The organism is Rhodococcus qingshengii JCM 15477 (genome assembly GCF_023221595.1).
Taxonomy (GTDB): domain Bacteria; phylum Actinomycetota; class Actinomycetes; order Mycobacteriales; family Mycobacteriaceae; genus Rhodococcus_F; species Rhodococcus_F qingshengii.
Genome location: NZ_CP096563.1, coordinates 6,194,654 through 6,207,942 on the forward strand (window position 1 = coordinate 6,194,654; position 13,289 = coordinate 6,207,942).

At 62.3% G+C, this 13,289-nt stretch carries 12 protein-coding genes; 7 read left to right on the forward strand and 5 right to left on the reverse strand.

Annotated features, from left to right (window positions below):
* Positions 1–182 precede the first annotated feature (182 nt).
* The 5 genes from M0639_RS28640 to istB all read left to right on the forward strand — a co-directional run bounded on the left by M0639_RS28640 (position 183) and on the right by istB (position 5,111).
* The gene (locus M0639_RS28640; RefSeq protein ID WP_064074354.1) at positions 183–758 is read left to right on the forward strand and encodes a Chromate resistance protein ChrB; all 576 of its coding nucleotides are present in this window, start codon (positions 183–185) and stop codon (positions 756–758) included.
* A complete protein-coding gene (locus tag M0639_RS28645) occupies positions 755–1,951 on the forward strand; it encodes an MFS transporter (protein ID WP_231915164.1) in 1,197 nt (398 codons plus the stop codon). Before M0639_RS28640 ends, M0639_RS28645 begins: the two co-directional genes overlap by 4 nt.
* An 83-nt stretch (positions 1,952–2,034) precedes the next feature.
* Complete coding sequence (locus tag M0639_RS28650) at positions 2,035–2,715, forward strand: phosphatase PAP2 family protein (protein WP_248671217.1); 681 nt, start codon at positions 2,035–2,037, stop codon at positions 2,713–2,715.
* Positions 2,716–2,775: 60 nt separating this feature from the next.
* On the forward strand, positions 2,776–4,320 hold the full coding sequence (gene istA / locus M0639_RS28655; RefSeq protein ID WP_064075337.1) for an IS21 family transposase: 1,545 nt from the start codon (positions 2,776–2,778) through the stop codon (positions 4,318–4,320).
* Positions 4,317–5,111 (forward strand): IS21-like element helper ATPase IstB, encoded by a 795-nt coding sequence (gene istB / locus M0639_RS28660; protein ID WP_183591811.1) that lies wholly within the window; start codon positions 4,317–4,319, stop codon positions 5,109–5,111. The genes istA and istB overlap by 4 nt, the downstream gene beginning before the upstream one ends.
* A gap of 1,210 nt (positions 5,112–6,321) precedes the next feature.
* Here istB and dnaB read toward each other — a convergent pair.
* The 5 genes from dnaB to rpsF all read right to left on the reverse strand — a co-directional run bounded on the left by dnaB (position 6,322) and on the right by rpsF (position 11,120).
* Complete coding sequence (gene dnaB, locus M0639_RS28665) at positions 6,322–8,979, reverse strand: replicative DNA helicase (RefSeq protein ID WP_064073505.1); 2,658 nt, start codon at positions 8,977–8,979, stop codon at positions 6,322–6,324.
* Between the two features lie 508 nt (positions 8,980–9,487).
* Positions 9,488–9,943, reverse strand: a complete 456-nt coding sequence (gene rplI, locus M0639_RS28670) for a 50S ribosomal protein L9 (protein WP_007735531.1) — start codon at positions 9,941–9,943, stop codon at positions 9,488–9,490.
* 18 nt (positions 9,944–9,961) lie between these two features.
* A complete protein-coding gene (gene rpsR / locus M0639_RS28675; protein WP_003941245.1) occupies positions 9,962–10,204 on the reverse strand; it encodes a 30S ribosomal protein S18 in 243 nt (80 codons plus the stop codon).
* A gap of 39 nt (positions 10,205–10,243) precedes the next feature.
* Positions 10,244–10,768 carry a single-stranded DNA-binding protein gene (locus M0639_RS28680; RefSeq protein ID WP_003941248.1) on the reverse strand — a complete coding sequence of 175 codons (525 nt, stop codon included), beginning with the start codon at positions 10,766–10,768 and terminating at the stop codon, positions 10,244–10,246.
* Positions 10,769–10,832: 64 nt separating this feature from the next.
* On the reverse strand, positions 10,833–11,120 hold the full coding sequence (gene rpsF / locus M0639_RS28685) for a 30S ribosomal protein S6 (RefSeq protein ID WP_003941237.1): 288 nt from the start codon (positions 11,118–11,120) through the stop codon (positions 10,833–10,835).
* Between the two features lie 210 nt (positions 11,121–11,330).
* Between rpsF and M0639_RS28690 the strand changes: the two genes are divergently transcribed.
* On the forward strand, positions 11,331–12,686 hold the full coding sequence (locus M0639_RS28690) for a glycosyltransferase family 87 protein (protein WP_007735530.1): 1,356 nt from the start codon (positions 11,331–11,333) through the stop codon (positions 12,684–12,686).
* Positions 12,686–13,270: a GNAT family N-acetyltransferase gene (locus tag M0639_RS28695; RefSeq protein ID WP_042922028.1), complete on the forward strand. Its 585-nt coding sequence runs from the start codon at positions 12,686–12,688 to the stop codon at positions 13,268–13,270. Before M0639_RS28690 ends, M0639_RS28695 begins: the two co-directional genes overlap by 1 nt.
* Positions 13,271–13,289 lie beyond the last annotated feature (19 nt).

Here is a 13,289-nt window from a genome sequence, read left to right on the forward strand (position 1 = left end):
GACAGGTCCGATGTGAAACAAAAAAGTCCTGCGGCGTTTCCGGAAAGACTCGATGCCCAGCATTGGTCACCGATGAAGTTTGTCACCCCGGCCGCCGGGGCCTACCCGGTCAATCCGTGCGAACGCTCGCCCGAAGTAACGCTTGACTACACGTGAAATGTAACGACTGATACATTTTCCTGGTGGAGACAAGAGAAGCGACCACCACCTGGCGGATCGTTCTGATCAAGATCCCCGCCGAACCGTCACGCCACCGAGTCGCAGTGTGGCGCGAACTACGCAAGATCGGTGCGTTGTCGATCGGCCAAGGCGTGTGGGCTGTTCCGAACGTCGCAGCATTCGCGGTCGGCATCGACAAAGCCGCCGCCCTGGTCGAACGGGCACACGGGGTGATCATCTTCCTTGATGCTGCCGGTGCCACGGCAGCGGACAGTGCCCGATTCGAGGCGATGTTCACGGAAGCACGCGAGGACGATTGGGCCGAATTCCTCTCCAACTGCACGAAATACGAAACAGAACTCGACAAGGAAATCCGGATCCGCAAATTCACCCTGGCCGAACTCGAAGAAGAAGACCAGAGCCTGGACCGGTTGCGGCGATGGCATCGAGACTTGAAAGCGCGAGATGTATTCGGCGCCAGCAACTCCGAGCAGGCGACAGCGGCGTTGCGGCAGTGCACGCAGCGGTTCGAGGACTACTCCGAACGTATGATCGCCGCACTGCACGGCCCCTCCAGCGACGAGGGCGATCGGCCATGAGCACCGCAAAGACGGATCCTGGGGTCGAGCGTTGGCGGATGTGGCCGCTGTACGCAGCCGGGTTCACCACCGCCTTCGGTGCTCACGCGGTCGCGGCGAACCTCGCCTTCGACCTCGACGACATGGCGAACTCGCTGCTCTACCTCGGTCTTCTGCTCGCCCTCTACGACGGCGCCGAAGTACTCCTCAAGCCGGTGTTCGGGACGCTTGCCGACAAGGTCGGGGCGAAACCTGTCCTGCTCGGCGGGTTGATCGGCTTCGCTGCAGCATCAGCGCTGTTCGTCCTCGTCGCCGACACGAACTGGCTGTGGCTCGCTCGCCTCGGCCAAGGCGCCGCAGCATCGGCATTCTCACCCGCTGCCAGTTCGCTGGTCGCCCGGCTGACACCGAGAGAACGGCGCGGCAGCGCATTCGGAACCTACGGGTTCTACAAAAGTCTCGGCTATACCCTCGGGCCGCTACTTGGTGGTGCGGTGATGTGGGCCGGCGGCCTCGGCTTGTTGTTTGCCGTGATGGCCGTCCTCGCCGTGGTCGTCGCGATCTGGGCGTACACGGTCGTACCAGGACTACCGCCGCTCCCTCGGTCACGGCAGACGGTTGTCGACCTCGCACGACGGTTGAGCGACCGACGATTTCTGCGCCCGACCGCTGCACTCGCCGCTGCGACATCCGCATTGTCGGTCGGAGTCGGATTCCTCCCGGTCTCCGGCGCCGCCGCAGGTCTCGGACCGGTAGCGACTGGAGCCGCGGTCTCTGTACTCGCGTTGTGCGCCGCGATTACCCAGCCACAGGCCGGACGAGCCTTCGACGCGGGCAGGATCTCGGGACCCGTGGGCGTCGCAGCAGGGTTGACGCTGACCGCCGTAGGTCTTGCGTGCGCGATGATCCCCGGATTGGCAGGTGTCCTCGTTGCCGGTGTCGCGATCGGAATCGGCACCGGAATCATCACCCCACTGGCTTTCGCGACGTTGGCGTCCTCAACCCCCGAGGAACGGATGGGGCAGACGATGGGAGCCGCCGAACTCGGGCGTGAACTGGGCGATGCCGGAGGACCGCTACTCGTTGCCGGGGTGGCCGCAGCAGCCACGCTCACAACAGGATTCGGCGCCCTCGCGGTGATTACCTTCCTCGTCGGTGCCGTCACCACGCCGTGGCGTGCACCCACACCGATTGATACGCACAAGCATCAGTAGTCGAGGGAAAGACGAAACACGAGATGATCAGTCACATTGCCGCTCTCAGCGAATCTAGGATCGATGACGCCTGGTACTCCGACGTGACCACGTTCGCACGGGATACACCCTGGCTCAACACCCCGATGGTGGACTACTCGAGTGCGGGCATGGTGTTGTTCGCAGTCCTCATCCTTACCGCATGGTGGATCGGCCGGCGGTCCGCGCCATCTGTGATGGCCGCGGCGATTGGTGTCCCGATCGCCGCCGTGAGCGCCTACCTGGTTAATGACGGCATCAAATGGTTGGTCTCGGAACAACGTCCCTGTTATGCACTTCCAGGAACATTTCTGCTCGAACCCTGCCCGCCAATCGACGACTACAGCTTTCCCAGCAATCACGCTGCGGTCGCAGCCGCGATGGCGGCCGCATTCTTCCTGGTAGATCGACGCCTAGGGCTCGTCACTACCGCGGCGGCGGTGATCATGGGTTTCTCCCGCGTCTACGTAGGTGCCCACTATCCGCACGACGTCGCCGTGGGTCTCCTCGTCGGGGCTGTTGTCGGTACCGTGACCGTGATCGCGGTCAGCAGGTACGGAACCACGCTGGTCAAACGACTTTCACAAGGCCCTGTTCGCCCTCTCCTGACATCGCTGTCGGCGGCCATGAAATTCTGCCCGGAGACGGCCACGAAACTGCCCGCTGGCGGACATGAAACCTGCCCGGTGGCGGTCATGGGATCTGCCCGACACGACGTCGTCTGCCTCACCGGCTCCGACGGTTGAGGCCCCTCCTCAGGTGCGATCGGCGGTGCTGAAGCGCCCGTCGCCCTGAGGAGGGACAACTTGAAGTCTGCCGAGGAGATCATGGAAATCCTGGATGCCTACGACCTGACAGGGTCGTTGCGTGATGCCGGCGAGCTGGCCGGATGCTCGCACCACACGGTCAAGCACTACGTGGACCGCCGTGCTGCCGGGGGTGAGCTGGACAAGGCCGTGACTCGGCCGCAGTTGATCGATGAGTACCTGCCCAAGGTCGAGGAGTGGGTCGAGCGGTCCAAGGGCAAGGTCCGTGCCGACAGAGCGCACGAGAAGCTGCTCGCGATGGGCTACAAGGGTTCGGAGCGCACCACCCGTCGTGCGGTCGCATCGGTGAAGAAGTCATACCGGTCAGGACATGTGCGGGTCCACCGGCCCTGGGTCACCGAGCCGGGGATGTGGCTGCAGTACGACTACGGCGACGGACCTGTCGTCGACGGCGTCAAGACGGTTCTGTTCGTGGCGTGGCTGGCGTGGTCGCGGTTCCGGGTCGTGATCGCGCTGCGCGATAAGACCATGCCGTCCGTGTTCGCCGCGCTGGACCAGACCTTCCGCCGGTTGGGTGGGGTGCCGACCTACGTGCTGACCGACAACGAGAAGACCGTCACGACCGAGCACATCGCCGGGATCCCGGTCCGCAACGGACAGCTCGTCACCTTCGCCGAGCACTACTCGGTCGTGGTCCACACCTGTGTGCCGGCGGATCCGGCGTCCAAGGGCGGCACCGAGTCGTCGGTGAAGATCAGCAAGGCCGACCTGGTGCCCAAGGACACCAACCTGCGTGAGGAGTACGCGTCGTTTAGCGAGCTCGAGGAGGCGTGTGAGGCGTTCTGTCAGAAGGTCAACACCCGGGCTCACCGGACCACGAAGCGGCCACCGGTCGAGATGTTGGCCGAAGAGCGGACACGGCTACACCCGGTCCCGACACAGCCGCACACAGTCGCGTTCGGCACCACCCGGGTAGTGCCGGGCAACACGCCGATGGTGATGTTCGAGTCCGGCCAGTACTCGGTGCCACACACCCTGCTCGGCGCCACGGTGTGGGTTCGTGCCCAAGGACTCGGCGACGGCGAGGAGGTCGTCATCGTTCACGTCGGCGAGGACGGACCCGCCGAGGTCGCCCGCCACGCGCGCGCGACGCCGGGCACGCCGAGGATCAACGACGAGCACTTCCCACCGCAGCCGGAAGGTCCGTTGAACCGGCAGCCGCGAGCGAAGAACCCAGCGGAAGCCGAGTTCCTCGACCTGGGCGAGGGCGCCCGCCTGTGGCTGGTCGAGGCCGCTGCGGCGGGCACGCCGCGGATGAGGGTCAAGATGGCCGAAGCCCTCAGCCTGGCCAAGCTGTTCGACCCCGTCGAGGTCGACTGGGCACTCGGCCACGCCGCCGTCCACGGCCGGTTCGCCGAGGCCGATCTGTCCTCGATCCTCGACCACCACGCCCGGCAACCCGCTGTTGGCGAGCACCGTGCCGGCGAAGAACGGTCGCTGACCCAGGGCACCGCCGGATGGGCACGTCTCGGCCAGCACGACAGCCAGCACGACAGCCGCGAGGGGAACGAGGTGACCCGATGACGACCAAGACCACCACACCATCGATGGCGTCCGCGCCGCCGTTGCCGGCCGAGTTGGAGGACCTCTTGCGGCGGCTTCGGCTGCCCCACATCCGTCGCCACGCACCGGAGGTCGTCGCGACCGCGAAGGCCCAACGCTGGGAGCCCGCCGAGGTGCTCAAGGCTCTGTTCGCCGAGGAGGTCGCCGGAAGGGAACGCTCCGCACTGGCCACCCGCAGGGCGGCTGCGGGGTTCCCGACCGGGAAGACGTTCGATGCGTGGCAGCCCGAGGCATCCTCGATCCCGGCACCGACCCAGCAGGCACTCCGCACCCTGGAATGGGTCCACCGTCGGGAAAACCTCGTCGTGTGCGGGCCGTCGGGGACCGGGAAGACGTTCCTACTGGAGGCACTCGGTCACCAAGCCGTCGAGGCCGGGTTGAAGGTCGCCTGGTTCACCCTGGAAGACCTCGGGGTCCTGCTGCGCCGCCATCGTGCCGACGACACGGTGTCCAAGGCCATCGCCCGTGTGCTGCGCGCCGATCTCGTTGTCGTCGACGACATCGGCCTGTTGCCGGTCGCCCAGGATGCCGCCGAGGGGCTCTACCGGCTCGTCGACGCCGCCTACGAGAAGCGGTCGGTCGCGATCAGCTCGAACCTGCACCCGTCCGGGTTCGACGAGCTGATGCCCAAGACGCTGGCGACCGCCACCGTCGACCGGCTACTGCACCACGCCCACGTGTGCCAGACCAGCGGAGACTCCGTGCGACTTACCCAGGCACTCGCCGGCCGAGGGGTGAGTCCCTTGAGCTGAGTGCTCTGGTCGGTGGTGGCCGCAAGCCCACTGGGCAGATCCCATGGCCACCACCGGGCAGTTCTCGTGACCGTCAGCGGGCAGGTCTCACGACCGCCCCTGGGCAGTTCCTACTGTCCCTTGACACATCGCAACGACAAGGATGACCCTAATCCGGTAGAGGAATCTTCTTCCTTGCTTCGTTTTTCACCCATTCGGAGTAGCCGGCAGCGGGAATATTGGCGCGCCGTCTCGCAGCACTATTTCTGAACGACGGCTCCGATTCCTTCTGAGCACTCCGTGCCGGAATACGCGAAGCGTCTAGCTCAGTCGGCGCGGCGCACAGCTGGTGGCGTCCAGCCGCCGTCGAGGATCGCGTCGTTGGGGGCGGGTAGTGGAGTGCATGGACCCGACGGGGGGCGGTTAGACGGAAGCGATCAGGGTGAGGGATCCGTAGCCGTTGTAAAGAACGCCACCTCCCCGACATCGGTCGCAGCGATCTGCAACGACCGAGCCTCTCACTCACACTCGCATCATCCACTGCAGGCGACCCCGAAGAAATCATCCAACTTGCACTCGCCGGCGAAAAGATTGCAGCACTTCGGCTCTGTCGACTCACCGACAGAACCCACTGCAAGCTCGATGGCCAGAACGACGAAATTCACGGATCACGGGGATCAGTGGACTCAGTCAGAATCACACGAAATCTGTCGAGTAACTAGTGATAACAGTCCGCGCGATTGTCATCGAATCGGGCCACTCTCGTCCAGTGTGACGCCTCTCAGCTTCGAGAGCATCATTGATCCACTCCTCGTGAGCCCATGAGGCTCCCTCGATATCCGGAGACCCACTCCGATGTGCACCACGAAGCGTGGCGATCGATAACCGAATATGGGCCCTCCACCACGTCTCCTGCACGCTGAGAACTGTGAGGCTGCCCGCTTGTCCTACAACAGATTCGGCGGCTGATGATTCTCCAATTACGTTCTCGCCCTCGTCGACGCTGGGTTGCGACGACAAGTCAATAGCGCCGCGACGAACATTCGAAAATCCGAGCAGGACTGGCAGATGTTCTCCGGCAGCTTCAAGATAGTTCCCTGGTCGAGGCGAGGCCAAAGCGGGCCCGGACGAGAAAGCCGACGCCGATACAGGCAAATACGGAACATATAGGCCCGGAATCCCTCATTTAGATCCGGAATCTACAGACGAAGAGAAGCAGCACCGGCAGCAGCTATCCCCGCGCCATATCGACGAACTTCGAGAGATGAAGCTGGTGCGCCACAGTGATTGTCGCGGTCGGGCCGTTACGGTGCTTACCCAGAATCAGGTCGGCTTCACCGCCACGGGGATCGTCTCGCTCGGTCGCGTCGGGGCGGTACAGCAGAATCACCATGTCGGCGTCCTGCTCGAGTGAACCGGACTCACGAAGGTCGGCGACCTGCGGACGCTTGTCGGTTCGCTGCTCGGGACCACGGTTGAGCTGACAGATCGCGACAACCGGAACTTCGAGCTCCTTCGCCAAAAGCTTTAGGCTACGGGAGAATTCGGAAACTTCCTGCTGACGGGACTCGACCTTTTTACCCGAGCTCATCAGCTGGAGGTAGTCGATGACGATCAGGCGAATGTCGTGTTTCTGCTTGAGCCGCCGCGCTTTTGCGCGAATTTCCATCATGGTGAGGTTGGGGGAGTCATCGATGAATAGCGGCGCCTCACTGATCTCACTCATACGACGCGCGAGCTTGGTCCAGTCGTCGTCGGTCATCTTTCCGGAGCGCATGTCGCCGAGCTTGATCTTTGCCTCTGCGGACAGCAGACGCATGACGATCTCGGTTTTGCTCATTTCCAACGAGAACATGACGCTGGCCATGCCGTGCGTGATGGAACAGGAACGCAGGAAATCCATTCCGAGCGTGGAATTGTGCGTCGGGACCATCGAATGACCGGCCAGGTACATGTGGTCGGCGTTGTCGACCTCGACGCAGCGAACCGGAACACTCGCAATTGGTCGAACATCGACAATGTAGCGCGATCCGCTGCGCGCAGTGCTTTTACTCGCTCGACGCTCCTTGTGCAGCATCGCTTTCCGCGTAAGACCGAACACTTCGTCATCAGTCGAGAAGGTCAAGGTGAATGCAGTCGACGAAGCCTCGGTGCGACCGTTGACTCGCTTTGTGCTCATTTGGCAGCGATAGCCAAGACTGACCACTAATTCCTGGGCATCGCGGACGAGGCGCTCGTTGGTTACCGAAAACTGAACGGAGCCACCGGCAGTCACAGTTCCATCAGTGTCGAGAAGCCCCGCAAGAACCGCACGACGCTGCGCCTCGGACCCACGGAGATACTGGACAGGGATGTGCTTGTTGCCCAGAACACCGATCGTACGTAGGCGTCCTTGAACCGTGCCGTACTCATTGCGGCACTTCTGGCACAGTCGCAGCCCGATCGAAGGTCCACCACAGTGTGAACAGGTTGGCGCAGGTACAGGGTCAGACATGAAACGTGCTTTGCCGCCGCATGATTGACCGCATGTTCGCACCTGACTGGTGAACGGCACGAAGCTCTTTCCGCACACAACGCAATCGCGCGGAGCGACGGGATCTTCCGGGGCTAATTTAAGGCTGTAGCGCAAATGCGCCGACTTGGACGGAACTGCAACCAGGCCTTCGGCCTCGATCAACATGATGATCTCAGGATCAGCAGTGGTGAATTGTGCGCAGGCAGTAGAACCGTCACCTAGCCAAGCGCCAAGTGTGTAGGGCGGGACAAGGAGATCCTGCGTTGGTAGGTCGAGCGGCTTGGCATTCACGACAGAGTGATTAACGCGGTCATCCGCCGTTGCGCATCGCACCGTCGATGCGATCTCCGCCGTGGTTCGGACCTCGGCGAATGTCTTTTGATTCTTATAGCGGTTGTAACCTGTCTTGGTGTTCTGCGCTGAACGGCGCGAAGCACGCGTCTCCGTCAACCACTGATGCTGCTCGTCGGCCACCAACACTGTTCCATCGGAAAACTCGACCTCGTAGCAAGGACGGTCAACCATCACGTCGGTAGCGGCAACAACCCGCGTCGGCTTGCCGTGGTTGTCGATCAACAGATCGCCGACAGCAACGTCACCCATCGTGGTCCAGCCACTGGGCGTCGCGAGGGGAGTATCGAGGGCAAGCGCCTTGCCCACACCAGGACGGGCCGCGACGATAATCATCTGACCAGCGTGAAGGCCGTTGGTGATCTCGTCGAGATCCTTGAATCCGGTGGGCACACCGAGGGAAATTCCACCGCGGCTGGCGATGGAGTCGATCTCGTCCATCGTGGGCTGGAGGAGCTCGGTGAGGGGTACGAAGTCCTCGGTGGTTCGACGCTCGGTGACCTCGAAGATCTCGGCCTGCGCGCGGTCGACAACCTCGGCCACGTCCTGACCCTCGGTGCCGGCGTAGCCGTACTGGACGATGCGAGTACCGGCGTCGACCAGACGACGCAGCACGGACTTCTCGGCCACGATCTCGGCATAGAAGGCGGCGTTGGCGGCTGTGGGCACTGTCTGGGTCAGCGTCACCAGGTAGGCAGCACCACCGATACGGCGGAGCTCACCTCGACGGTCGAGCTCGGCGGAGACCGTCACCGGGTCGGCGGGCTCGCCACGGCTGTAGAGGTCCAGGATCACGTCGTAGACGGACTGGTGGGCGGGCCGGTAGAAGTCACCCGGACGCAGTACCTCGAGGACGTCAGCGATGGCGTCCTTGCTCAGCAGCATGCCGCCGAGCACCGACTGCTCGGCAGTCATGTCCTGAGGTGGCTGGCGTCCGAACTCCTGGTCAGGCTCGGCCTCGGGAGGGCCCGGGTAGTCCGGCCCCGAGAAGTCGGAAGGTCCTCGATCATCTACAACAGCCACAAGCGAGACCTTCCCGTAAAACACTCGACGACACTGCCAGAAACCGCAGCGCCCTCATCATTTGTACCTGCCCCCACCGACATCCCCTAGCCGCATTCGGCCGGGCTGTAGATAGACGCCGAGATGACGTTAGGGACTAGTAGGTCCGCATACAAACCGGACTGTGGATAAACCTGTGGATGCTTTGTGGAAACTCCCGCCCCACGGTGTGCACCGCCTGTGGAGCATTTGGGGACTACTTTGCTCAGTAACTACAAAAGACCAGGTAGATGGCTATCCACAATTTCACAGGCCTGTTGATGAAAATAGTTTTTCCACAGTCGGCGCGTCGGCGTGTCGGGCGTGTTGCCTCGCCCGATTCGTCACTGATCACCAAGTCGAACATCACAGTGTGAGAGTTATCCCCAGGTCCGATTCGGGACGCTGACAGGCGGCACACCGCACCCCGAAACAAAACGTCGGGCCCCGCACACCGAAGTGTGCGGGGCCCGGCGAGACGAACAGTCGACTATGCGCCGACGACGTTCAGGTTGAACTTGGCAACCACATCGGGGTGCAGGTTCACGACCACGGCGTGCTTGCCCGTGTTCTTGATGTGAGCCTTCGGCAACACGATGGAGCGCTTGTCGACAACCGGTCCACCGGCAGCCTTGATCGCAGCAGCGACGTCAGCGACGGTAACCGAACCGAAGAGCTTGCCCGAGCCACCGGCGGTCTTGACCGTCAGCGTTACGGACTCGAGGCCCTCGATAGCTGCCTTGAGCTCCTTGGCGTGATCCAGGCCGCGCACAGCGCGCGCTTCCTGTGCACGACGGATGCCCTCGACCTGCTTCTCGGCGCCACGGGTGGCGACGATTGCCAGTCCGCGGGGGAGCAGGTAGTTACGGCCGTAGCCGTCCTTGACCTCCACGGTGTCGCCAGGCGCACCGAGGTTGTCCACGTCAGCGGTGAGGATGAGCTTCATGTTCTTTCCTCCCTTTCCTTAGCGAGCCACGGTGGCGTAAGGCAGCAGTGCTACCTCACGTGAGTTCTTGACGGCAATGGCAACGTCGCGCTGGTGCTGGACGCAATTGCCGGTGACACGGCGAGCACGGATCTTTCCGCGATCGCTGACGTACTTACGAAGCAACGTCGTGTCCTTGTAGTTGATCTGCGTGTTCTTCTCTTTGCAGAAGGTGCAGACCTTCTTCTTCATAACCTTGTCGCGCAAGGGCGGCTTCGGCATGTCTTTGCTCTTTTCTGGATGTTCCTGATCAGGTACGGATCAGAAGGGCGGTTCGTCGCTGCCCGCACCACCGAAGGAGCCCGAAGCCTGAGGCGCACTGCCCCAAGGATCGTCTCCACCCGAAGGTGCAGCGCTCGGACGTCCGCCACCCGATCCGCCGGAGGAACCGCCGAAGTTGCCGCCTCCACCGCCGCCACCACGGTTGGCCTTGTTGACCTTTGCCGTGGCGTACTTCAGTGAAGGACCGATTTCATCGACTTCGAGCTCGACGACAGTTCGCTTTTCGCCCTCGCGAGTTTCGTACGAACGCTGCTTGAGCCGGCCGCTCACGATTACTCGTGAACCACGGGTCAAGCTCTCCGCGACGTTCTCGGCTGCTTCGCGCCAGATGTTGCAACGCATGAACAGCGCATCGCCGTCTTTCCATTCATTGGAATTACGGTCGAAGGTGCGGGGCGTGGAAGCAACCGTGAAGTTTGCAACCGCGGCACCCGCCGGGGTGAAACGAAGTTCAGGATCAGCCGTCAGGTTTCCGATGACGGTGATGATGGTGTCGCCAGCCATGTGGTTCCTCCTGCATTGATGTAAGACCGTTGGGCGCGAGAGTAGAGCTCGCTACCGACAGTAATTACTTGTTGTGGCGCAGAACCTTCGTGCGCAGAACCGACTCGTTCAGACCGAGCTGACGATCGAGCTCAGCGACGGTGGCGGGAGTGGCGTTGATGTCGATCACCGCGTAGATACCTTCAGCATGCTTCAGGATCTCGTAGGCGAGACGACGCTTACCCCAGACATCGACCTTGTCGATCGTGCCGCCGTGCTGGCGCACAACATTGAGGAACGTATCCAGTGAAGGAGCGACAGTGCGCTCGTCCAGGCTGGGGTCAAGGATGACCATCAATTCGTAATGACGCATAAGACCTCATCACCTCCTGTGGACTAAGTGAAAACGGCCACGGACTATCCGTGGCAGGAGGGTCGTTGCGTCAGCAACCCTCGTAGGTTACACGAGGGGCCTTGACCAGGGAAATCGTCCCGGCCCTCCGGGAAGACCGCCAGGTCGATGCGCGACGCGTGGTGCAGACGCATCACCCCGCGAGCCACTGCGCCCCCTAGGGTGAGAATCATGCGAACAGACCGCAAGACCCCGGCGTCGATCCTGGCGTTGGTCGTCGGATTGTGCGGGCTGACGATGGCGCTGGGCTATTTCAACAAGGCCAGATGCGGCGGTGCACCGTTCGCGCCCGACGGACGAAGCCTGAACTTCGACGTCAACAAGAACATCGACGTCTGCTACTCCGACATTCAGTTGCTCTGGCTCGGACGAGGTATCGATCAGCATCTGTTCCCCTTCGTCACCGGAGGGATAACGCCCGAAGGATTCCTGACCGGCGGAACCGTCGAATACCCGGTGCTCAGCGGAATTCTGATGTGGCTGGGCGGTATCGGCTCACACACCGACACCGATTTCCTTCTGCACTCGGCCCTGATCCTGGCTCCTTTCGGACTGCTCACGGCGTGGATGCTCGGCAAGATGAGCGGCGCGTACGCGCTCGTGTGGTCGGCGACTCCGCCCCTGGTTCTGTACGCATTCCACAACTGGGAGCTCCCGGTGGTGGCCACCAGCGTCGGCGCGATCTTCCTGATGACGTTCGAGCGGATCCCGCTGCGAACTCGCGCGGTTCTGGCGGCCGTCATCCTGGCGATCGGTTTCTGTTTGAAGCTGTACCCGGGAATGTTCGTGCTGCCGCTCATGGCCTACGTGCTTCTACGCGGCACCGAAGGCAAGCGCTACGACGTTCGTGGAGCGCTGATGACGGCGGGCGCGGCGATCGTCACCGTCGTCCTCGTCAACCTGCCGTTCGCCCTCATTTCCTACGAAGGCTGGCGCGCGTCGTTCAGCTTCCAGGAGAAGCGAAGCGCGGACATCACCACCAACTCGGTGTGGTTCTGGGGTTTGCGCCCCTTCTACGGTTTCGGAGTTCGCGAACTCAACGCCGACTACGACGCACTGGTGAGCATCCTGTCTCCGGTGATGATCCTGTTGTCGTTCGCGCTCGCGATGTATCTGGGTTGGCGCCGCTACGTCCGCGACGGCTACTTTCCGTGGATTGCAGTCAGTGCCGCGATGCTGTGCGGATTCGTGTTGCTGCACAAGGTCAATTCACCGCAGTACACACTGTGGATCCTGCCTTTCCTCGTACTGTTCAAGATCCGGTGGTTCTGGATCGTCGCCTATCTGATCGCCGACGCAGCGTTGGGTATCGGCATCTTCCGGTACTTCTACCAACTGGACATGAATCTCGATCCGAGCAAGTACGAGGCCGTCGTCCAGGCGAGCGTGTGGGGCCACGTCATCCTGCTCGCCGTGTTCTTCTTCTTGTTCCTGCGAGTCCCGTTGCGGTATCCGCTTGCCGGTGGGACCGATCAGATTGCCAACTCCGACAACAACCTTCCGACTCACTCACGGGAGCACGCCTGATGACTGCATCATGGTTCGAATCACCGACGCTGACCGGTGATCGTGTCCGACTCGAACCCCTGGGCGTCGCGCACACCGACGCTCTGCTCGCTGCTGCCGACGACCCGGCGATCTTTCGTTGGACCGCATCGCCCATCACCGATCGGGAACAGGCACAGAAGTACATCGCTGCAGCAACCGACGACCCTAATCGGATCGCCTTTGCGCAGGTGAACATCGCGACGAACGCCGTGGTCGGCACCACGTCCATGTACCAGATCGACCCGGTAAACCGCAGTCTTGCAATCGGGTACACGTGGTTGTCGCGATCGGTTCAGGGAACCGGGATCAATCCCGAATCGAAGCTGCTCCTGCTTCGTCACGCCTTCGACCAGCTCGAAGCCGTACGCGTCGAGTGGCACACGGACGAGTTCAACGAACAGTCCAGGGCAGCGATCGCAAAGCTCGGCGCTCAGTTCGAGGGCCTGCTGCGCAAGCACCGGCGCCGTGTCGACGGCAGCTGGCGTACAACAGCGCTGTTCGCGATGACCGACGACGACTGGCCGACCATCGCACCTCAGCTCGAGACACGTACCCGAAACTAGCCATCACCTGCACTCTTCG